Here is a 20,789-nt window from a genome sequence, read left to right on the forward strand (position 1 = left end):
CATGAACCTCGTATCCCAAGCCGCAGCCCTGCTACCAGCCTCAAACCCATTTGCTCGCGGCTACGACAACCTGCATATCGAACGGCTGCTACTGATCACCTACGAAGACGACTGCCCTCCCTGCTTTCGACCTCTGCATGACGTACAAGCCCATCTGCCCGACAATGAGCTGCAACTGTTCCCCTGCCTGTTCAATGACGATTTCGCCTTGATCAGCGAAGGCCAATCCATTCCGGATGATTTGGATGAATGCTGTCAGTCCATCGGACTGGTGCGCCAAGTAATCTATGCCGTGATGGGCGAAATACACAACGAGCGGCATCACCTCGGTGACCTGTACTCCCTGGAAGAGGCTCAAGCCATGGTCCATCGATTGAGCTTCAAAACAGGACACTACAGTCGAGCCTGGGAGATCAGTACCGCACACCTCACTGAAGAAGCATTGCGCTACTTGGAAAGCCGGGCTGGCAATTTCGACTCCAGACCAACAGGTCTGCTGTTCGAACCCTTTGCCTTGACGGACTGCAATGGCGTCGGGTGTAAGTTGATCGGCACGCCCTGGACCGACGATAACCTGTTGAAGATCGAGGGCAGTCCTTACTTATCGCTGAGGCAAGAGCAACTCGATACCGGTACGCCAGTAGCGTTGATCAAGGTGCTATACCTCGCGGCATTGGTGGATGTGCGATTGTTAATCTTCGACCCCGACGCTGCCGTCTTGGAGGGGCTCGCCATTTTTGATGAATAGCAACGTGTTCAGCGTTAACACGACCCATCTTGAATCAACTTTCTCACTGAATCGGCCCGTCACCTCATGCCAGGTTCTGCACTGAATCTGACATGAGGCTTTTTCCATGGAGCGTTTTTTCACGCCTGTCTGCCTGCTGGGTTTGTTGAGCGCCTGCACCGCGCAAATCCCCAACACATTGCCGACCACCTCGACGATCGACAGTGGCTCCAATCGGGCCCAGTTCTCGAGAGATTCAGCCGAAGAAAATCATCCGGCAGAACTTCGCTATGGCCGCTATACGCTGGTCAGCACCGAGCCCACCACGGAACAACGCGATCTTCTCGCTCAAGTCATTGACGTGAGTATCCCGTCCCGCCTGAGCCCTTCGGTGCAGGATGCGTTGCAGTACGTGCTGCTGCGCTCGGGCTATTCGCTCTGCCCCGTTACCGCGTCCGTGAGGGTGCTATTTTCCCGGTCTCTGCCCGCGGCCCATTACCGACTTGGTCCAATCCCTTTGCGCCGCGCGCTGCAGGTGTTGGCTGGCCCCGCCTGGCAGCTCACGACCGACGAAGTTAGCCGTTCGGTCTGCTTTGAACAGCAAAAAACGGAGGCCGGCGTCGCGCTGATCACACCCGTCTCGCCCCATCAGTCGGAGGCACGCCCATGAAGGCCTCGACGTTTCAAACCCTCATTGTTGGGTTGCTTTGCCTGGCGGTCGCCGGCCTCAGCGGTGGTTTGTACAACCAGTATCAACGCGTGGCCGAGCTACAGAGTACAAACACTCAGCACCTACACACTCTGGACACCCTGCAACGTGATGCAAACGCCCTCAAGGACGCACAGGAGAAGCTGCAGTACGCGCTGAAAGACCTGAAGCAGATGGTCGATAGCGGTGAGCAACAGGCCAATACCCTCGATCCGATGCTGGATCAATGGGCGCAAGAAATACAGGAACTGCGTGACGGTCTGGCAGCCCGCGCCACCGCAACGGACATAACAGCGCTACGCACACGCCTTGAGCACGTCGAACAGCAGATCCTTGAGCTCAAGACCCAGCCATCAACTCCACAATCGACGTCTTCCACGGCCAAGCCGAAACAGACCGCTCACCCCAAACCCATCTCGCTCTCGCCGCCGTTTTCAGTATTGAGTGTCGAGTCCCGCGGTGGTGAGCGCTTTCTGGCGGTCACACCTCATGACAGTCGCTCTCTAACGGATGTCCGGCTGCTACATAGCGGTGAGCAGTTCGGGGCCTGGCGCCTGAAAAAGCTAGAGCCGAACTCAGCCATCTTCGCGGTGGCCGCTCAGCCAGACCAGACCGTGCAATTTCCTTGAGAAGCGATCATGAACAGAGCGCTACTGCCCAACGTCGTCTGTCTGGTTTCGCTACTGGCCATGGGCGCTGCGATGGGCAATCCCGCCACGACACAGTCACGGAACCACGACACGCAGGTCGCTCCCCTGGGGCACTCTCACTCTGAACAGGCGGCGAACTGGGGGCTGACGGAGCAGGAGTGGACGCGCTTCAAACAGATCCAAGCCGGCCCACGCGGTTTCTGGAGCCCGAGCCTCGATCCGTTGACCGCACTCGGAGTCGAGGCCGAGACCGACCAACAGCGCCAGCGCTATGCCGAATTACAGGTAGCGCTGGAAGCCAAACGCGCTGAGCGCGAGTTGGCCTACCAAAACGCTTACACCGCGGCCTGGGCCAAGCTGTTTCCCGGGCTGCTGCCGATCCAGGGCATGGCATCCCCGTCCCCTGCCAGCTCAGCGGTCATGCCGCGTCAAGCCTTGTTTGTGGAGGACCACTGCCCAGCGTGCACCGCCGAAGTGCAGCGTCTGCAAAGCAGCGACACGGTGTTCGATATCTACTTGGTGGGCAGCCAAGGCGAGGATGAACGCGTCCGTAGCTGGGCTCGGCAAGCAAACATCGATCCGGCCAAGGTTCAACGCCGGCAGATCACCCTGAACCATGACCGTGGTCGCTGGTTCAACCTGGGTGCTCCGGGGCCATTGCCTGTCACATTTCAACAGGTGAGTGGACAATGGCAACGCCTCGACTGAGTGGTATTGCGCTCATGCTGACGATATTCGTCGTCCAGGCTGACGAACTTCCGCCTCCTGCCTACCAACTGGCAGCGCATGACGCCGACATCCCGTCTACGGTGCTGTTCGCGATTGCCCTGCAGGAGAGTGGTATCCGCGTCCGTGGTCGACTGCTGCCCTGGCCTTGGACCCTGAACATCGCCGGAACCCCCTACCGTTTCGCCACTCGCCAGGCCGCCTGTCACGCCTTGCTTCAGGCGCTCGCTCAACATGACGCCAGGCGGGTCGATGTCGGTCTCGGGCAAACCAACCTGGGTTACCACGGACAACGTTTTTCCAGTCCCTGCGATGCCCTCGACCCCTACCAAAATCTCGCCGTTACGGCCGCGCTGTTGCAGAAGCATCATGCCACCACCGGTGATTGGGTATCGGCGGCCGGACGCTATCACCGCCCGGCGGGAGGAGTGTCGGCCGCGCGTTACCGCGCAGGTTTTTCCCGGCAACTTGCACGGCTGCTGGTTTCCTTCGAACAGGGCACACCATGAAGCGAATCCCCATTGCATGTTATTTCACCCTGCTCTTGGCAGCTTTCGCCCAGTCGGAACTGACCGTTGCAGAGGATCAGCCTAGCGACTTCACCCGCCCCCATTTTCAAGTTTCCTGGCCGCCAATAAACAACAGGACCCAGCCTGATCGGGCCATGCATGCGGACCTGCCCATGTTTGCCGATGAAGCCTGGATACTGCCCGTCCGCAGCTCTCATTTGAGCCCCGGCCAAATCACGCCCCGCGCCCTGAACATGCCGGGCTTGCGGCCATTTTTTCTGGTCGGTGACGATCCCCAGTCGCTGACTTGGCTGCGTCAACGCGCAGCTGAACTGCAGGAAATGGGCGCGGCTGGCCTCGCCGTCGAAGTGGCCAATACTGAAGCCCTGACCCGGATTCGAGCAGCCGCTCCGGGCATCACCATCCTGCCGGTCAATGGCAACGACATCGCCACTCGCCTGCAGATTGAGCACTACCCCGTTTTGATCACTGCCACTTCACTGGAGCAGTGAGCCCAGGTTATGGCCGAGCATGCGATGGAATCCAAGCTCCGGCCAGCAGTGGAGTTATACACCGTAGCGATCTGCATCGCCGCTGCGGTGTTGTGCGTGTACTCGCCCTGGGCTGTGGCCCTGTCACCCGAGATCGGTCTGGTTGCAGCGCTGGCCTATACCCTATTCGGCCTGATCCGCCTGCGACAAGCCTGGGAGGTGCTGCGTTATCGGCGCAATATCCACCGGCTGCCCCGCTACGAGCTGACCAGTCGGCAGATTCCGGTCAGCCGCAAGTGGCTGTTCATGGGGCGAGGCTTTCGCTGGACCCGACTGCACACCCAGCGCTTGGTCGAGGCCCAGGATCCGGCTGTCGCTCACTATGTCGACCAACCGACCCGTTACCGCCTGGCACGTGGACTCGAATGGCGTCTGGAACATGCACCGTTTCCGTTCTCGACACTGGCCCGTGTCACTGCCTGGGACAGTGCCTTCAATCCATTGCGGCCTTTGCCCCCGGTCGGTGGCTCGCCTCTGTTGCATGGAGTCGAGCCCGACGAAACGGAGGTCAGTCTGCCGCTGGGCGAACGGGTCGGACACACCCTGGTGCTGGGCACGACCCGTGTCGGTAAGACGCGGCTCGCCGAGGTGTACATCACCCAGGACATTCATCGCGTCGAACATGAGGTGGTCATCGTCTTCGACCCGAAGGGCGATGCCGACCTGCTCAAGCGCATGTACGTCGAAGCCAAACGCGCCGGTAGGGAGAAAGAGTTTTATGTCTTCCATCTCGGCTGGCCGGAGATCTCCGCTCGCTACAACGCCGTGGGACGTTTCGGACGTATTTCGGAGGTGGCGTCACGCATCGCAGGGCAGCTCAGTGGTGAGGGCAACTCGGCGGCCTTCCGTGAGTTTGCCTGGCGCTTCGTCAACATCATCGCCCGCGCCTTGATCGAGTTAGGCCGGCGTCCGGACTATCTGCAGATCCAACGACATGTGGTCAACATCGACGCACTGTTCATCGAATACGCCCAGCAGTTTTTCGCCAAGACCGATCCGAAAGCCTGGGAAGTGATCGTCCAACTTGAAGGTAAGCTCACCGAGAAGAACATTCCCCGGCATATGGTGGGACGCGAAAAGCGCGTGGTGGCGATCGAGCAGTACCTGGCAGTGAAGCGGGTATTTGATCCGGTAATGGACGGACTGCGTTCAGCGGTGCGGTATGACCGTACTTACTTCGACAAAATCGTTGCCTCGCTACTGCCGCTGCTGGAGAAACTCACCACTGGCAAAACTGCCCAGTTACTGGCCCCCAACTACACCGATTTAGATGACCCGCGGCCAATCTTCGACTGGATGCAGATCATCCGTAAGCGCGGCATCGTCTACGTCGGTCTGGATGCGCTGACCGACGCTGAGGTGGCCGCCGCTGTAGGCAACTCCATGTTCGCCGACTTGGTCTCGGTCGCGGGCCACATCTATAAACATGGTATTGACCATGGCCTGCCCGCATCGGGCAGCCGCAGTGACAAGCTGCCGATCAACCTGCACGCCGATGAGTTCAATGAGTTGATGGGTGATGAGTTCATTCCACTGATCAACAAGGGCGGCGGCGCTGGTATCCAGGTAACCGCCTACACCCAGACCCTCAGCGATATCGAAGCACGTATCGGCAACCGCGCCAAGGCCGGTCAGGTGATCGGCAATTTCAACACCCTGCAAATGCTGCGGGTGCGCGAAACTGCCACCGCAGAGCTGCTTACTCAACAGTTGCCCAAGGTCAACGTGCTGACCAAGACCCTGGTGTCGGGTGCCACCGACACCTCCGATCCTGAGGCCAACACGGACTTCACCTCGTCCTCACAGGACCGTGTCAGCAGCACCAATGTGCCGCTGATCGAGCCTGCTCACATCGTCAGTTTGCCCAAGGGGCAAATGTTTTCCTTCCAGGCCGGTGGCCAGCTCTGGAAAGTCCGCATGCCCTTACCAAAACCCTCCAACGACGACGCCATGCCCAAGGACCTCCAGGAGCTCGCTCAGCGAATGCGGGCGACCTACAACGCACAGGCGGGGCAATGGTGGAGCGCCAGCGGTGGTGGTCCAACAATTAACTTCGATCTGGATCAGGTGGGGTAGCTCTACCCTGACCTAGGTTTCGACTCAGCAGAAAACGATCCAGAAGGCGTAGTCACATCAACTCTGCAGCACACAATGGAGTGAACGATGGTGACCTCCGCCCAGAACACGCCGCCACAACCGATCCAGCGTCCGGGATTGATCATCTCGGCGATCAGTCTGGTCCTGCGCATTATCGGTTTGCTGATCGCCTCGTTGCTGTTCTCGATCCTGATCGAGTTCGCGGGCCTGCTTCTGTTCTGGGGTGATCAGGGTTCGCAACATAGTCAGGCCATGCTAACCAGTGAGTTAGGCTGGCTCAGCGAGCACTTCAAATCTTCACTCATCCTCCAACAGCCTGGTCCAACGATTGTCCAGTGGCTGGATTTCCTCAATCAGTGGTTGCTGGTCAAGACTGGCTTTGCGGATTTTACCCAGCAGGCGCGAGTGTCGAGCCAGGGCAACAGCTTCTGGAGCTGGACCAATCAGCTCTACGTGAGCATTGAGAATTTCGTGCTGGCGGCAGTGTATGTGACCTTTACCTTCGTGGTGCGCCTGACCATTTTGGTTCTGGCCACACCACTATTTTTGTTGGCCATGTTCACTGGTTTTGTCGATGGACTGGTCCGCCGTGACCTACGTAAATTCGGAGCAGGACGAGAAAGTAGCTTCGTCTATCACCGCGCCAAACGAGCAGTGATTCCAATGCTGATCGTGCCTTGGGTCATTTACCTGTCCCTGCCCTTTTCGCTCAATCCAATGGCCGTATTTTTGCCTTGTGCTGTGATGCTCGGTATCACCACGAAAATCACGGCCACTACATTCAAGAAATATCTCTGACTCGGGAAAAGCATTTTTTCTTTTACATATCCCAATAGTTATCCAGAGACCTACAACTGACATACCACGCAAGTGAGGATTAAACCGCCAGAGGCCTTTCTCGGTTTCCACTATGAGTTAGGAAGTCATATGAAATGTAGGCTTCTCAGACTTAAGGGACTCAAGGACCTGACCACCAATTAAACAGGTACGTGAATGGATCAAGGTTTGTATTCAGGACTTTCACCAACAAAAAGGGCCCTTGCAGGCCCTTTCATCAAAACCGATCTTACTGAGCGCGCCACGACTCAACAACATCTGCACCAAACTCGGCTTTCCATTCTTTCAGTTGGCGATGGTTGCCGCCCTTGGTTTCGACCAGCTCACCAGTGTTTGGATTTTTGTAAATTTTCACTTCGCGAGCTTTACGGGCTACCTTTACAGGTGCAGCTATTGGTTTCGAGACACGATTAGCCTGTGGATCCAGGATGCTAATGATGTTCTTCAAACTGAAGCCGTACTCACTAAGCAACGCCCGTAGTTTGCTCTCAAATTCCATTTCTTTTTTCAAACCGGAGTCGCTTTTCATCGACTCGAGCTCTGCGAGCTGTTCAGCCAGTTGTTGCTCAAGCTTACGAAATTCAGCCAAACGAGACATGTGAAGCTTCCTTCAGGTTAAGGAGATGAGGAATGTACGTTTCTATATTAAGCGATGATTCGCTCTTCGTCATCCATACTCCCTTTAAACAGTGGGCAAATCGACTCATTGTCTGATGAGTAGCACATTGCATTATTAAAAGGACAGGAGGGCTGGTTCACGTGCCCCCAAAAACGATAGATCCCATCTCGCGTTTACTACTGAATAATTCAATCTCTCCCATGACTCTGGCTCCATCTCCTCATGGGCCAATAACATGTCGACTACTGCCTTTCGCTGTTTTTTACTTCTTTTACTAACCATCGTTCACGGCAGCACCTTTGCCTCATCGCTCTATGAGCAAGACCAACTTAGCCTGGTCATCCAACAGCTCGACACTATCGACCGTCTTACGGCGCGAGCTGAGACAGCCAGCACGGCTGAATCAGTCGAGCGCTATCGCTTCGACTATCCACGACTGACCCAGGACATTCAGCGCATCCGCCACGGAGTACAGGGTTACCTGTCCCCTTCCCGCGCTCAACCCCGCGATCCCAGTGAACTGGTCGGTGATTACCCCCTCGACACTTCGCCCGCGGAGCCTTCGCCATGAGCATGACTGACGCCCAAACCTCAGCGTTCCAAAACGCATCCGGTTTCTCACCGCAGAGCAGTTCGACACTCTGGCTATCCCTGGTTCTCGTTCTGGCTTTGCTTTGGTGCGCCTGGGTGATGTGGGCGGTTTACCGGGGTTGGGCCACCGGCAGTGTGCGCTTTGGAGCCTTTGGCGGCAGCGCCGCGCGCGTGCTGCTCACCTTGCTGGTTTTGCTGTTCTTCACCCTGTCTTAACACCGGAGATCACCGTCATGCTCAAGTGCCTTGCCCCCCTGAAAAATAACCTGCGTGATCGTGCAAGCCAGCGCCTGATCGGTCTGCTGTTGGTACTCGGTCCAAGCCTGGCTCTTGCCGAACTCCCGACCATGGAAGCTCCCTCACGTGGTGAAGGTTCTGGGTTGATCGAGACGATCAAAAACTACGCCTACGACGGCGGCATCCTGCTCGGCTTGCTGATCGCCCTGCTCGCTTTTTTAGGGGTGGCCTGGCATTCCCTGACCGTCTATGCCGATGTGCAGAACCAACGCAAGACCTGGAAAGACCTTGGCGCGGTGGTCGGAATCGGCGCCCTGCTGGTGGTGATCATTATCTGGTTCCTGACCAAGGCTGCCGCAATTCTGTGAGGTCGATATGAACGACGCTATCGAACGCCTTGCCGACGGCACCTTGGTCTTTCTGCCGGAGCGACTCAATCGTGATCCCGCCGTATTGCGCGGGTTGACCAATGATGAGATGTGGGTAGCGCTTGGCACTGGCGCAGTCATCGGCATGGTGCTAGGTGTTCCCCTGGCGATTGCCACCGCCTCCATTGCGGTGGCGCCGACCGGCATGATCGCAGGCATGACGGTGGTGGTGTTGGTCGGTGGCTCTCTACTGCGCCGGGCCAAACGGGCCCGTCCCGAGACCTGGTTGTACCGCAGGCTCGAATGGATGCTCGCCATGCGTTGGCGCCTGGGTCGCGGCAGTTTGATCCTTCACTCTGGTGCCTGGACGGTTCGCCGTTCGCGTCGACTGCGCCCTGCCCTGTCCCGGTGGCAACCATGAGTCGTTTTCGGAACAAGGTGGACGCCCAACAGGCGCATATCTTCAGCCTGCGTCTGGCGGTAATGATCCTTGCCCTGGTCTGTGCCGGGCTCTGGTACGGTTGGCGCTCGGCACCGACCGATCTGACCGTGCATGTCCCACCGGATCTGCGCTCGGGCAGCACACGTAAATGGTGGGATATTCCCTCAGAAAATGTGTATGCCTTTGCCCTGTACATCTTTGGTCAGCTCAACCGCTGGCCATCGGATGGCGAGCAGGATTATCGCCGCGCTATTTATGGCTTGCAGTCCTACCTAACACCCGCCTGCAAGGCCTTCCTCGACGGCGACTACGAGTACCGCAAGGCTGCCGGCGAACTGCGCCAGCGGGTGCGTGGCGTCTACGAAATTCTGGGTCGAGGTTACAGCGAAGATCCGGAACTCAGAGTGAAGCAACTCGATCGCGACAGCTGGCTGGTCAAGCTCGACCTCAATGCCGATGAATATTACGCCGCCGAACCGGTGAAACGGGTGGTGGTGCGTTATCCATTGCGCGTTGTGCGTTTTGACCTGGATCCCGAGCGCAATAAGTGGGGGCTGGCGCTGGATTGTTATCAGGGCACACCGCAAAAAATCTCCCTGCCTGGAGGTGAGCCATGAAGCGGATTTCTACCCTGGGACTCACCGTCGCACTGATGCTATGGGGAGCTGCAGCGCAGGCCGTCGAGCTTATGCACTGGGAACGCCTACCCCTCGCGGTTCCGCTGGTAATCAATCAGGAACGAGTGGTCTTTGTCGATGAAAATGTTCGAGTCGGCATGCCCTCAACCCTGACAGGTAAGCTGCGCGTACAATCAACTGGCGGCACGCTGTACCTGCGCGCGTCGGAAGCCATTGCCCCGACCCGACTGCAACTGCAATCGGTCGCGACGGGCGAGATCATCCTGCTTGATATTGCTTCCACGCCTGGTGATCAAACGCTGGAGCCCGTGCGTATTGTTAAAAATGTTCAGGTTCAGTCTGCCGAGAAGGAATCTAGCACCGTCCCGGCTCCAGATCGTACGCCAATCCCAGTCGCATTGACCCGCTACGCCGCGCAAAGTCTGTACGCGCCGCTGCGCACCATGGAGTCCCTGCCCGGTGTACGCCGCGTCCCGCTCAAGCCGCGCACCGAACTGCCAACCCTGCTGCCCACCGAAAACGTGTCCAGCACACCCATCGCCGCCTGGCGACTCGGTGATTACTGGGTGACGGCGGTGAAGTTGCGCAATCGTGGTTTAGAGACGGTGCAACTCGATCCGCGCCGGCTTCAGGCCAAGCTGTTCGCCGCGGCCTTCCAGCATGCTTTCCTCGGGCCTATCGGCAGCGCTGAAGACACCACAATTGCCTACCTCGTCACCCGCGGTGCCGGCCTCGAACACGCCATGCTGCTCCCGCCCATTACGCGAGGTGCTGACGATGAAGGCTAACGCCTTGCTCAAATGGCTGGTACCGGCTGCGCTGCTGGCCGTGGTGGTGATCATCCTGAAAAGCTGGGTCGCGGGTGGTAGCGCTCCTTCTCCAGCGAACCCGGTTGATCAGGACAACCTTCAGTTATCCGCCGAGCAAGCCAAGTCGCTTGGCATTGCTGGCGATACCCCGCGCGACACGGTCGCCACCCTGGTCGGCCAGGTGAAGGCCATGCGCAGCGACATGCTCGGGTTGAAGAAACACAACGATTCACTGCAGGCGGAGAACAACCGCCTGCACGAACGGGAAAACAGCGTCGATTCGCGTATCCAGACGGCGCTTGGCAGCGTGACCCAGCAGGTTGACGAAGGCCGCCGACAAGCCAACGAGGCCCGGCTCAAAGCAGAACAAGACAGTCGCCAGGCTCACGGTCTACTGACGCAGTTACAGGAGCAGTTGTCGGGGCTAACCAGCAAAGGCAAGGATATGCCGATCGGATTGGGGCTTGAGCCGGGCGACAGTACCCAGTTCGAAGGGCGGCACTCTGCCAATGATGCGCTGCAGTGGATTGAACCCTCGGATGCTCCATCCACCGACTCCCGAGGCAAACCAAAGACCTCCTCCGTACTGAGTCTGCCGACCGCCTTCAACTCACTGGAAGGCGCAAAAAATAACGCCATTGATCGCAGCCAGAAACAGCTGCGTACCGTCACCCAGGGTGAGCGTGACCTGACACGATCCGCTGATCGTACCGAAGGTGCGAAGCCGATCTACACCATCCCTGAAAACGCCACGCTGATGGGCTCAGTCGCCATGACTGCGCTGATCGGCCGAGTCCCGGTGGACGGCACAGTGAATGATCCCTATCCCTTCAAGGTGCTGGTCGGTCCGGAGAACCTGACCGCCAACGGCATCGACCTGCCAGACGTAGCCGGGGCCGTAATGAGCGGCACAGCGTCCGGTGACTGGACCCTGTCCTGCGTGCGCGGGCAAGTCGAGTCGATCACCTTTGTGTTTACCGATGGCACCATCCGCACGGTACCTCAGCCGAAGGCGATAGCCAGCCGCAATGCCTCCACCACCCAGAGCTCAAACACCGACAAGATCCGCGGTGGACTCGGCTACTTGTCCGATCCGTATGGCATTCCTTGCATTGCCGGCGAGCGCCGCTCGAATGCCCAGCAGTACCTCGGCAGCCAGAGCCTGATCACCGCGGCGGGTGCGGGCGTCGCCGCTCTGCTCGGCGATGAGCAGAACAACAGCAGCGTGATCAGTTCGGGCGGCAGTACACTCGGGGTCACCAGTAGCACGGGCAACAGCGCACTGAACTCAATCCTCAGTGGTGGGGTCAGCGACATCCGCGAGTGGGTCAACAAACTGTATGGCGAGGCCTTTGCTGCCGTGTACGTGCCACCTGCCGCCCAAGTCGCACTGCACCTCGACCATGAGATCACCATCGACTACGAGCCCAAGGGCCGGAGCGTTCGCCATGAAAAAGACCATGCTTCTCTGCCTGACCTGGATTAGCTTGCTCTGCTGGGTCCTGATGGGGTGTTCCACCGACAAGGAGACGCTTTTGCCCCATGGCGAGCAAACCATGCTGGACATCTGGAACGGTACCGGTTCGCAAGGCACTCAGCAGCAACTGCTGGATGCTCGGCAGCAGTTACGCCGTCCGCTGGCCCAGGCAGATTTCTCCGCCTCTCTCCAAGAACCGTACACGCGCACAACGACGAACGAGATCCACAATTTGTTCCCGCGCCTGCCCAATCCCGATCTGGTGCTGTACGTGTATCCGCATTTGAGTGGCACCGAACAGGCACCGATCCCGGGTTACTCGACCGTCTTTCCGTTCTATCAACGTGTGCAGTACGCATTTCCGGGTGAACGGCAGGAAGACTTGTGATGCGAACCGGCGCTCCTGCGTGGAAAGCCTGGCGCAACCCGTTACGCCCTCGCGCCACCTTGGCCGATGAAGCCGCACTGTACGCGCACAACCCCAGCTTCACCGATCACCTACCGTGGGTCGAGTACCTCGACACCGAGCAGTGTTTTCTGCTCGACGACAATCGCTCGGTGGGTGCGGTATTCGAGTTGCTGCCCATCGGCACTGAAGGGCGCGAACCCGATTGGTTGATGGCGGCCCGCGATGCCCTTGAGGATGCCCTGCAGGATAGCTTTGACGAGCTGGATCAAGCGCCTTGGGTGGCGCAGTTTTTCTGCCAGGACGACAACAATTTCTACCCCTACCTGGACCGGCTCACTGGCTATATTCGAGACAGCGCACGAGGCACGGCTTTCACCCAAGCGTACCTGGAGCTTACTCGCCGCCATCTAAAGGCTATCGCCAAGCCCGGCGGTCTGTTTGAGGATAAGGTGGTTACCCGCCTTCCCTGGCGTGGCAATAACCGACGGGTGCGCCTGGTGGTCTATCGCTGGCTTGAGTCTGACGCTGATGAGACAGGGCTCACACCGGTGCAATCCTTGCATCAGGCTTGCGAGCGGGTCGCGGCTTCGTTGCAAGCTTGCGGGGTGCAATCGGCACGAGTCGATGGCCGAGGTCTGTATGCCTGGTTATTGCCCTGGTTCAATCCGGCACCCAGGCTCACCGATGAAGCGCCCGAGGAGTTCTACCGCCACGTGGCCTATCCGGAGTCGGGCGATAATGAGTCGCTGGAACTGCCCTTCGATCATGACTTTGCCGAGCGGTTGTTCTTCAACGAACCGCGTTCGGATGTGCAGCGCGGACTCTGGTTTTTTGACGATCAACCCCACCGGGTGATGGTGGTGGACAAACTGCGCCGGGCGCCCTTGATTGGCCAACTCACCGGAGAAACCCGCAAGGGCGACGCGGTGAATGCCCTGTTCGACCAGTTACCCGAAAGTACGGTGATGAGTCTGACCTTGGTGGTCAAACCGCAGGATGTACTTGAGGATCAATTGAACCGCCTGGCGCGCAAAGCCATCGGTGAAAACCTGGCCTCGACCCAGACCCGTCAGGATGTCGAAGAGGCTCGCGCGATCATCGGCCGCCAGCACAAGCTGTACCGCGGCACCCTGGCGTTTTACATGCGCGGTCACGATGAACAGCAACTGCACCAGCGATCGGTCAGCCTGGCCAACGCGCTGTTGGGCGCGGGGCTGCAACCGGTACGCGAAGGCGATGAAGTCGCTGCCTGCAACAGTTACCTGCGTTGGTTGCCGATGGCTTACGACCCGGCCCGCGACACGCGCAACTGGTACACGCGACTGATGTTCGCCCAGCATCTGGCGAATCTGGTTCCGGTCTGGGGCCGCAGTACCGGCACGGGACATCCGGGCATAACCTTGTTCAATCGTGGCGGCTCGCCATTGAGCTTCGACCCATTGTCACGCCTGGACCGGGCCATGAACGGTCATCTGCTGTTGTTCGGCCCGACCGGTGCCGGCAAGTCGGCGACCCTGGTCACCCTGCTGATGCAGGTCATGGCCGTGTACCGCCCTCGCCTGTTTATCGTCGAAGCCGGTAACTCATTCGGCTTGCAAGGCGACTACTTCGCGACACAGGGCCTGTCGGTCAAAAAGGTCCAATTGAAACCTGGCGCCTCGGTCAGTCTCGCCCCGTTCGCCGATGCCTGGCGCCTGGTCGAGCAACCGGATCAAGTGGCGAGTCTGTCGATTGATGAGCTGGACGATGAGGCTGTAGCCAATCGCGGAGACCAGCGCGATGTTCTCGGTGAACTAGAAATCACTGCCCGACTGATGATCACCGGCGGCGAGGCCAAGGAAGAAGCCCGCCTGAGTCGAGCCGATCGCAGCTTGATCCGCGAGTGCATCCTGGATGCGGCGCAGACCTGCGTCACGGCGGGCCGTCAGGTGCTGACCCGCGACGTGCGCGACGCCTTGCTGCGCGTCGCCGCCGACCCGCACTTGCCAGAGAAGCGTCGTGAGCGTGCCCAGGAAATGGGCGAGTCCATCGACTTGTTTAGCCAGGGTTTCGAGGGCGAACTGTTCGATCGCGAGGGTACGCCTTGGCCCGAGAGCGATGTGACCATTGTCGATCTCGCCACTTACGCTCGCGAAGGCTACGAGGCACAGATGTCTATCAGCTACATCAGCCTGATAAACACCGTGAACAACCTCGCCGAACGCGACCAGTACCTGGGGAGGCCAATCATCATGGTCACCGACGAAGGCCATATCATCACCAAAAACCCGCTGCTGGCGCCATTCGTGGTCAAGGGCACAAAGATGTGGCGCAAGCTCGGCGCCTGGTTCTGGCTGGCGACGCAAAACCTTGCCGACTTCCCCACGGCTGCGCAGACCATGCTCAACATGATCGAATGGTGGATTTGTTTGAACATGCCGCCTGCGGAAATTGAAGAAATCGCTCGCTTCAAGAAACTTTCACCGGCGCAGAAAGCCCTGTTGCTGTCCGCCAGCAAGGAACCCGGTAAATACACCGAAGGGGTCGTGCTATCGAAGAAGCTCGAGACGCTGTTTAGGGCCGTGCCGCCCAGTCTCTATCTCGCCCTAGCCATGACGGAACCCGAGGAAAAAGCCGAGCGCTGGACACTGATGCAGGAGAACGGTTGCTCAGAGTTGGAAGCGGCTTACCGGGTAGCTGAACGGATCGATAGAGTGCGAGGAATAGAACCTGCATAGGGAAATCTATTCAGGTCTCGCGCTCTAAAGCGAGCGACAGGTTATCGCGCTGCACCTCGAAGCCGCTGCTGAATCCTCAACAGGAATCCGGCTTCAAAAGCATCTTGGCAGTCACCAACAGGAAAAGTCTTGCGGGTTTGCGCCAGCTCCCACCACAGAGGAATCTCGCCGGGCGTATCAAGCCAAGCCTGGGCGCATTGCACGCCACGTTCGATCATCGGGGCAAATTCGTTGCCCCAAGGTGTCAGAAGACTTGGGCAACCATCCGCCGCAGGAATTGAAATGTAGTTTTCGTCCATACATACCCTAGATTTCTGATTTATTGTTAGACGCAGAGTCCAGCCTCGAAAATCTTAACGACACCAAATGAATGCTCGATAACAGGCATGAACATCAAATGGCCTAGATCACTACCAATGTAGACTATATCCCGTGGATTGAGAGTCCCTCAAAGCGCAATTTGCGCGCATGACTCAAGACTACGAACAGCTTCGCCTGCAATTGGCGGAGAACATCCGCTTGATACGGCGCGTGAAGAACCTTACCCAAGAGCAGTTGGCGCTCATGGCCGAGGTGGATCGTACCTACGTCAGTCAAATCGAACGAGGGGTAGGCAACCCGTCGCTATTGGTCCTGTGCAAACTCGCCAATATTTTCGAGATCACCGCGGATCAGCTACTCATCGAGCCTGACGCCCTTCGCCGTGTGCTGGACATCGAGTAGCCATTTCATCGTCCTGTAAACCCTTGTAAACCGACAACACCACGTTCGGCTTTATCACTGCCACCCCCTCTTACGTCATTGATCCTGTCCAGGCCATCAGTTCAAAGAGCCTGGATCATGCCTGTCGTATGCCCGTCAATTGCCCCCCAGAAGCTACGACCTTTGACGCTGAGCATCCTGCTGGCGTGCGGACCAAGCTTGGCGCTGGATACCGGCAGCATCACGTCTTCTGTGATTTCTCCAAATTGTCTCGCATACAGGATCGTCGGTATTTGTTTCTGGCTCCTCTGCACGCCCTTCGGCTGCACAGTCAAAACCTCGACCAAAGTTCGTCATTTCATTCCCGAACTCGTGGTCTCGAGCTACGCTACCACCGGCAATAACCCATGGACCGAGATGGCCACCCTCTCTTCCCCCATCAGCGGTGCAGAAGGTGGCGGCAACCTGATCACCCTGAACACCCGCCGCGACAACCTACCCCGTTTCAAGAACGTCGACGGTATCGGCCACCCCGGTGGTTGGGCCGCAACGCAACTGGCTTCGAAATCCGGCTATGCCTGCGCCAGCGGTGCAACTGCGTTCATGCCCTACTACCTGAGTACCCTGGACTCACTAGCCTGGCGCCATGGCATTCCGGAAAGTCTTTACCCCGAATCGCTCATGCCGGGGATCCGTGAAATCGGACGTCAGGCTTCTGGAAACATATGGGGCAACGTTTATCCCCGGCAGGGCTTTCTGGTACAGCCCGACGATTTCAAAGCGGCTGCAGTCATGGCGCAACGGGCCGGCGATGTGATTACCCGAAACTGGCAGCCGCATGTGTACTTACCACTCACGCCCGCCAAACGCGACGGCTACTGGCCGCCTGGCCCGATCGTTGAAAACGATGCCTCAACCCACAAATGGCAGTTGCTCTACCCCCAGGTGCAGCCCACGTGCGCCCTCTTCCCCAGCGATCCGGTACAGAGCGCGGATGGCGGCTACGCCTGGTCGCTGTGGCGTCCCTATAGCTGCTGCAAACGTAAGGGACAGACCTTCCTGTTCAGCATCGACTTCGAAGGCGGTGCGTCATGAGTCGGCTTCGTGCGCAATCATGGTTTGGTCTGGTAAGTCTATTGCTCTACGGGCTGCTCGCCATGGCCACGCATGCCCACGCTGCCGAAGGCGATTACCACCTCGGCACTCAAGGTGAAGTGCTCGACGACCGAGTGATGTACACCATCGGTGGCGGTTCCGCGGTGGGCTCACCGAGTTCGCTCTACCGCCCCAGCGGCCTCGGTGTCGGCGGCTCCTGGCGAGCAAACATGATGTGCGGAAACATGAGCCTCACCAATACCCTGCAAAACCAACTGAACGGCGTCACCGAAGGTTTCCAGCAGATCATGGGCAGCATTGTGCAAAACGCGACCCAAGCGGTGATGTCACTGCCAGCGTTGATCATCCAGCGCGCCAATCCCGGCCTTTATGAGTTGCTCAGTAATGGAGTGATGCAGGGCCGCATTGACTTCGACCGCTCCAAGCTGACCTGCCAAGCCATGGCCGAAAAAATGGCCGACAAGGTCGGTCAAGCCGGCTGGGGCGCGCTGGCCAAGAACCAAGAAATGCAGGGCAATCTGGAGCAAACTGGCGGTGATGCGGTAGCGGCGGTGAAAAATACCGAGATCCATAACGGCAACAATGGGGTGTCCTGGGTCGGCGGCCAGAAGGCTGGAGGTAGTGGGCAGACACCCATTCGAGTGACCGCCGACGTGGTGCGCGCGGGCTATAACCTGCTGCATAACCGGTCAGTGGATGACATTACATCAGTCAGTAGTAGCGACTGCTTGGGTGGGGCCATTTGCCAAACCTGGACCTCGCCCCATGAGGAATCCGAATGGGCCGTTCGCGTGTTAGGCGAGAGCGAAGTCGCGATCTGCGACACCTGCGAAACCCTGCGTGCGACAGCTGGCAGCGGACTGACGCCACTGATCCAGGAGGCCTACAGCGAACATCTCAAAGCACTGCAAGAGTTGTTGTCCGGCTCGCTGCGGCCTACTTCTGACAATCTGGCTAAAACCTCCAGCCCAATGTTGCCGGTGACCCGTGGTGTGATCGAAGCCCTGCGTGACGACCCCGACCAGGATCTGTTGGCACGGCGCTTGGCCAGTGAGACGGCCTTGTCCAGTGTGCTGGACAAAGCGTTGCTGCTACTGCGCACTCTGCTGGCGGGCAGTCACGAACCCAACATCGCCTCCGCCGAACCGGCACAGACGGCCTTGACGAAAAACATCGACGCTCTGGAGCGCGAAATACGCCTGCTGCAGACCGAACTGCAGGCCCGGCAGATGCTGGCCACCAATACCGCCAGCCTGGTGCTCGACCGGCATGCCGGTGGTGCCGATGCTTCGCGCACCGTCGAGCAAGGCGACCCCGAGCCCGGTCGACTCAATGATGCTGACGCCAGACGTAAGTGAGCCATGAAACGCTCACCGCTATTCACTTTGCTTGCGAGTCTGGGGATTGCCGCAGTGATGACCCTCACCGCCGCACTGGTCGCCTGGCTCGGCAGCACTGTGCTGGGCAGCCTCGATGCCTGGCAGCAGTCGTTCGAATCCGCACGGCCCTATCTGCGGTGGTGGCGCGTCCTGCTCTACGGCGCTCTCTTTGCGCTCTGGAGGGATCTGCTTCGGTGCTACCAACATCGACCACAGGATCGACTGCGCGTGAAACGCATCGGGACATTAGGGCTCGTGCTCTTTACCTACGTCGAACTCACCCGACTGTGAGGTCACCACCATGCTCCTGAGCACCAACAGCTACCTGGAATTTTACCTCTCCCTGCTGGCCTGGATCATTAACAACGGACTCTGGAGCGTCCTGTCCGACACCGGGCTGTTTGCCGCGCCCTTCGGCGCGATTATCCTCCAGGAATGGCTGTCGGCCCGTCAGCAAGGCGCGGATGAGGGAAACAAGGGATTGTTCTCGGTGCCACGGATCGAGAACCGGTTGTGGCTGGCCTACATCGTCGTATTGTTCGGCTGCGCACCGGTCTTTCCGTTGAGCCTCTCGTCAATGGCGTTCGATGATGCGGCGAGTCAGCGCTGCGGCGTGAGTGTGGCCAAGCCAGCGGAAACCGCCTGGGGGACGACCTTCAATACCATCGGCGAACGCTCCGCCAACGTACCGATCTGGTGGTTTCTGGTGCATGCCTTGAGCAAAGGGGTAACCGCGGCGGCCACCGCCTCCATCCCTTGCGCACCGGATATCCGACAAATGCGCATGGAGATCGACAGTTCGCGTATCGACAGCCAGGTACTACTGCAGGAAGTTGCCGACTTCACTCGCGACTGCTACGGCCATTCCCGCTCTCGGCTATTCACCAACCGTCCGCAGTTGGACAAGGTACAAAGTCACGACGCCTCCTGGATCGGCTCAAGCTATTTTCTCGACACACCGGGCTACTACGATACGGATCGCACACACACACCGAGAGTCAGCTGGCCGTATGATGACAACCGCGATGTTTCCTTGCCGCGGCTGGAGAATGGCGCGGGCTACCCCACCTGCAAGCAGTGGTGGAGCGACAGTGGAGTCGGGCTACGCGAGCGCTTGATCGAGCAGGTCGATCCTTCGCTGCTGACTCAGCTGAAAGGTTGGTTGACTGGGCGTTCGAGCAACGAGATCGAGGATGCCACCTTGCGCGAACTGGTCAGCCCACGCCAGCAATCGATGTCCATGTCGCCCGGACAGGTGTATCAGGACTACGGCTCCAGCGCTCGTGGCGGTTCGATCAATCAGGGGCTCAATAACCTGGCCACCAATACCGGGTTGGCCCTCGGTTCCTTCAGCAACTTCCTGGCAATAAATGCACTACGCGCCGCTCTGCCAATGGTGCAGGCCTTCCTGATCATGGGCGTCATCATCAGCTTGCCGCTGATCCTGTTGGTCAGTACCTACCAGTTGAAGACCGTCATGACGGTGACGTTCACGCTGTTCACCTTACATATGCTGAGCTTCTGGTGGGAACTGGCTCGCTGGGTCGACTCCAGCATGCTCGACACCTTGTACAACCAGGTTTCGGCGTCCAATCAGGTGCTGTTGTCGCTGCCCACATCCGGGCTTATGGATGGGACGGTCACCGCGCAGGTGATCGAGTATGTGATGGGGGCGATGTTCTTGGTGCTGCCTGGACTGTTTTTGGTCGCCATGAGCTGGGCTGGCTACTCGATCGGCAACAGCCTTGAGGGGATGCTAGGTGGTGCAAGCAAAGCCGCGCATGGTGCAGCGGGCAAAGGAACGGATCAGTTGATGGGTGCTACGAAGAAGCTTATCTGACGTCATCAGATGATTTGAAATGACCTATGTAATGGCCATTGTCATCGTAGTTGCCAAGATAGGAGTTAGCCCCAAGGTAGTCAGGACCTGGATTGCCCTCTTCAAAATCCGTGTCGATGACAGCCTTGGACTGCAGAAGGGCAATCACAGCGATCACCACCACAACAGAAGCGACGAGCCAGAAACCGATAAAGAGCAGCCCTCCGATCATTGCCAGTTTGGCAATCAGAAAACTCCCGCGAACGAGTAATTTACCTGCGGGCATACCTGTCATCTCCGCACGCTCAACCACGTGGGATTCAAACGTTTTCAAACTACGGTAACCACGCTTCACCGACATACCGCAGGCGTACGCCCAACGGTAGGCACATGAACTCTGAACAGGTTGCTGAGTCGGCACGGTCTCGCCCTCTTCTGAGCGTTTTCATGGTTGAGCCAAGAGTAATAGCCTACTACTGAAAACGGCCCATGCCTGACCGCTTATCAGTTTCCCCGGTCGAAAATTCCTCATTGGAAGCCAGAAGAAAAGCCCCGTGAAACAGCGTATCTACAGTGATTGACCCAGATAAATCGTCCGGCTAAATACAAGGTACGGATCGCTGTTATCGACAGCACATTCCCAGGTAGCCAGAGCCTTCA

General features: G+C 58.4%; 25 protein-coding genes. 22 read left to right on the forward strand and 3 right to left on the reverse strand.

Annotation, left to right across the window (positions count from 1 at the left end):
- Position 1 precedes the first annotated feature (1 nt).
- The 8 genes from J4E58_RS19715 to J4E58_RS19750 all read left to right on the forward strand — a co-directional run bounded on the left by J4E58_RS19715 (position 2) and on the right by J4E58_RS19750 (position 6,767).
- Positions 2-748, forward strand: coding sequence for an ABC transporter substrate-binding protein (locus J4E58_RS19715; protein WP_087092615.1), 747 nt, complete (start codon positions 2-4; stop codon positions 746-748).
- Between the two features lie 106 nt (positions 749-854).
- The gene (locus J4E58_RS19720) at positions 855-1,397 is read left to right on the forward strand and encodes a PilL N-terminal domain-containing protein (RefSeq protein ID WP_087092614.1); all 543 of its coding nucleotides are present in this window, start codon (positions 855-857) and stop codon (positions 1,395-1,397) included.
- Positions 1,394-2,065, forward strand: coding sequence for a chemotaxis protein (locus J4E58_RS19725; RefSeq protein WP_087092613.1), 672 nt, complete (start codon positions 1,394-1,396; stop codon positions 2,063-2,065). Before J4E58_RS19720 ends, J4E58_RS19725 begins: the two co-directional genes overlap by 4 nt.
- Positions 2,066-2,074: 9 nt before the next feature.
- Entirely contained in the window at positions 2,075-2,794 is a 720-nt protein-coding gene (locus J4E58_RS19730) for a TIGR03759 family integrating conjugative element protein (RefSeq protein WP_087092612.1), read from the forward strand.
- Positions 2,776-3,321, forward strand: coding sequence for a lytic transglycosylase (locus J4E58_RS19735; RefSeq protein WP_087092611.1), 546 nt, complete (start codon positions 2,776-2,778; stop codon positions 3,319-3,321). The genes J4E58_RS19730 and J4E58_RS19735 overlap by 19 nt, the downstream gene beginning before the upstream one ends.
- Complete coding sequence (locus J4E58_RS19740; RefSeq protein WP_087092610.1) at positions 3,318-3,833, forward strand: integrating conjugative element protein; 516 nt, start codon at positions 3,318-3,320, stop codon at positions 3,831-3,833. Before J4E58_RS19735 ends, J4E58_RS19740 begins: the two co-directional genes overlap by 4 nt.
- A gap of 9 nt (positions 3,834-3,842) precedes the next feature.
- Positions 3,843-5,948: a type IV conjugative transfer system coupling protein TraD gene (gene traD / locus J4E58_RS19745; protein ID WP_087092609.1), complete on the forward strand. Its 2,106-nt coding sequence runs from the start codon at positions 3,843-3,845 to the stop codon at positions 5,946-5,948.
- Positions 5,949-6,035: 87 nt separating this feature from the next.
- Entirely contained in the window at positions 6,036-6,767 is a 732-nt protein-coding gene (locus J4E58_RS19750; RefSeq protein ID WP_087092608.1) for a TIGR03747 family integrating conjugative element membrane protein, read from the forward strand.
- 268 nt (positions 6,768-7,035) lie between these two features.
- Here J4E58_RS19750 and J4E58_RS19755 read toward each other — a convergent pair whose 3' ends face one another.
- A complete protein-coding gene (locus tag J4E58_RS19755) occupies positions 7,036-7,404 on the reverse strand; it encodes a histone-like nucleoid-structuring protein, MvaT/MvaU family (RefSeq protein WP_087092607.1) in 369 nt (122 codons plus the stop codon).
- A 256-nt stretch (positions 7,405-7,660) separates the two neighbouring features.
- On the opposite strand from J4E58_RS19755, the gene J4E58_RS19760 reads away from it, so the two are divergent.
- Genes J4E58_RS19760 through J4E58_RS19800 form a run of 9 tightly spaced genes read left to right on the forward strand, consistent with a single transcriptional unit; the run spans position 7,661 to position 15,113 of the window.
- Positions 7,661-7,996, forward strand: a complete 336-nt coding sequence (locus J4E58_RS19760) for an RAQPRD family integrative conjugative element protein (protein WP_087092606.1) — start codon at positions 7,661-7,663, stop codon at positions 7,994-7,996.
- On the forward strand, positions 7,993-8,232 hold the full coding sequence (locus tag J4E58_RS19765; protein WP_087092605.1) for a TIGR03758 family integrating conjugative element protein: 240 nt from the start codon (positions 7,993-7,995) through the stop codon (positions 8,230-8,232). The genes J4E58_RS19760 and J4E58_RS19765 overlap by 4 nt, the downstream gene beginning before the upstream one ends.
- 17 nt (positions 8,233-8,249) lie before the next feature.
- Positions 8,250-8,621 (forward strand): TIGR03745 family integrating conjugative element membrane protein, encoded by a 372-nt coding sequence (locus tag J4E58_RS19770; RefSeq protein ID WP_087092604.1) that lies wholly within the window; start codon positions 8,250-8,252, stop codon positions 8,619-8,621.
- 7 nt (positions 8,622-8,628) lie between these two features.
- Positions 8,629-9,042: a TIGR03750 family conjugal transfer protein gene (locus tag J4E58_RS19775; RefSeq protein ID WP_087092603.1), complete on the forward strand. Its 414-nt coding sequence runs from the start codon at positions 8,629-8,631 to the stop codon at positions 9,040-9,042.
- Positions 9,039-9,680: a PFL_4703 family integrating conjugative element protein gene (locus tag J4E58_RS19780; RefSeq protein ID WP_016978885.1), complete on the forward strand. Its 642-nt coding sequence runs from the start codon at positions 9,039-9,041 to the stop codon at positions 9,678-9,680. Before J4E58_RS19775 ends, J4E58_RS19780 begins: the two co-directional genes overlap by 4 nt.
- Positions 9,677-10,489, forward strand: a complete 813-nt coding sequence (locus J4E58_RS19785; protein WP_087092602.1) for a TIGR03749 family integrating conjugative element protein — start codon at positions 9,677-9,679, stop codon at positions 10,487-10,489. The genes J4E58_RS19780 and J4E58_RS19785 overlap by 4 nt, the downstream gene beginning before the upstream one ends.
- Positions 10,479-11,996: a TIGR03752 family integrating conjugative element protein gene (locus J4E58_RS19790; protein ID WP_087092601.1), complete on the forward strand. Its 1,518-nt coding sequence runs from the start codon at positions 10,479-10,481 to the stop codon at positions 11,994-11,996. Before J4E58_RS19785 ends, J4E58_RS19790 begins: the two co-directional genes overlap by 11 nt.
- A complete protein-coding gene (locus J4E58_RS19795; protein ID WP_087092600.1) occupies positions 11,959-12,375 on the forward strand; it encodes a TIGR03751 family conjugal transfer lipoprotein in 417 nt (138 codons plus the stop codon). Before J4E58_RS19790 ends, J4E58_RS19795 begins: the two co-directional genes overlap by 38 nt.
- Entirely contained in the window at positions 12,375-15,113 is a 2,739-nt protein-coding gene (locus J4E58_RS19800) for a conjugative transfer ATPase (RefSeq protein ID WP_087092599.1), read from the forward strand. Before J4E58_RS19795 ends, J4E58_RS19800 begins: the two co-directional genes overlap by 1 nt.
- A gap of 41 nt (positions 15,114-15,154) precedes the next feature.
- Here the strand turns inward: J4E58_RS19800 and J4E58_RS19805 are convergent, their stop codons facing one another.
- Positions 15,155-15,412, reverse strand: coding sequence for a LasR-specific antiactivator QslA (locus J4E58_RS19805; RefSeq protein WP_087092598.1), 258 nt, complete (start codon positions 15,410-15,412; stop codon positions 15,155-15,157).
- A 169-nt stretch (positions 15,413-15,581) separates the two neighbouring features.
- On the opposite strand from J4E58_RS19805, the gene J4E58_RS19810 reads away from it, so the two are divergent.
- The 5 genes from J4E58_RS19810 to J4E58_RS19830 all read left to right on the forward strand — a co-directional run bounded on the left by J4E58_RS19810 (position 15,582) and on the right by J4E58_RS19830 (position 20,150).
- The gene (locus J4E58_RS19810; RefSeq protein WP_087092597.1) at positions 15,582-15,836 is read left to right on the forward strand and encodes a helix-turn-helix domain-containing protein; all 255 of its coding nucleotides are present in this window, start codon (positions 15,582-15,584) and stop codon (positions 15,834-15,836) included.
- Positions 15,837-15,953: 117 nt separating this feature from the next.
- Entirely contained in the window at positions 15,954-16,910 is a 957-nt protein-coding gene (locus J4E58_RS19815; protein WP_087092596.1) for a TIGR03756 family integrating conjugative element protein, read from the forward strand.
- Positions 16,907-18,289, forward strand: a complete 1,383-nt coding sequence (locus J4E58_RS19820; protein WP_087092595.1) for an integrating conjugative element protein — start codon at positions 16,907-16,909, stop codon at positions 18,287-18,289. Before J4E58_RS19815 ends, J4E58_RS19820 begins: the two co-directional genes overlap by 4 nt.
- A gap of 3 nt (positions 18,290-18,292) precedes the next feature.
- Positions 18,293-18,601, forward strand: a complete 309-nt coding sequence (locus J4E58_RS19825; RefSeq protein WP_087092594.1) for a hypothetical protein — start codon at positions 18,293-18,295, stop codon at positions 18,599-18,601.
- 10 nt (positions 18,602-18,611) lie between these two features.
- Positions 18,612-20,150, forward strand: coding sequence for a conjugal transfer protein TraG N-terminal domain-containing protein (locus J4E58_RS19830; RefSeq protein WP_087092593.1), 1,539 nt, complete (start codon positions 18,612-18,614; stop codon positions 20,148-20,150).
- Here the strand turns inward: J4E58_RS19830 and J4E58_RS19835 are convergent.
- A complete protein-coding gene (locus tag J4E58_RS19835) occupies positions 20,143-20,550 on the reverse strand; it encodes a DUF3742 family protein (RefSeq protein ID WP_087092592.1) in 408 nt (135 codons plus the stop codon). The two genes, J4E58_RS19830 and J4E58_RS19835, sit on opposite strands and share 8 nt — an antisense overlap.
- Positions 20,551-20,789: the final 239 nt, after the last annotated feature.

The sequence above is a fragment of the Pseudomonas sp. FW305-25 genome (assembly GCF_017351415.1).
Taxonomy (GTDB): Bacteria; Pseudomonadota; Gammaproteobacteria; order Pseudomonadales; family Pseudomonadaceae; genus Aquipseudomonas; species Aquipseudomonas chlororaphis.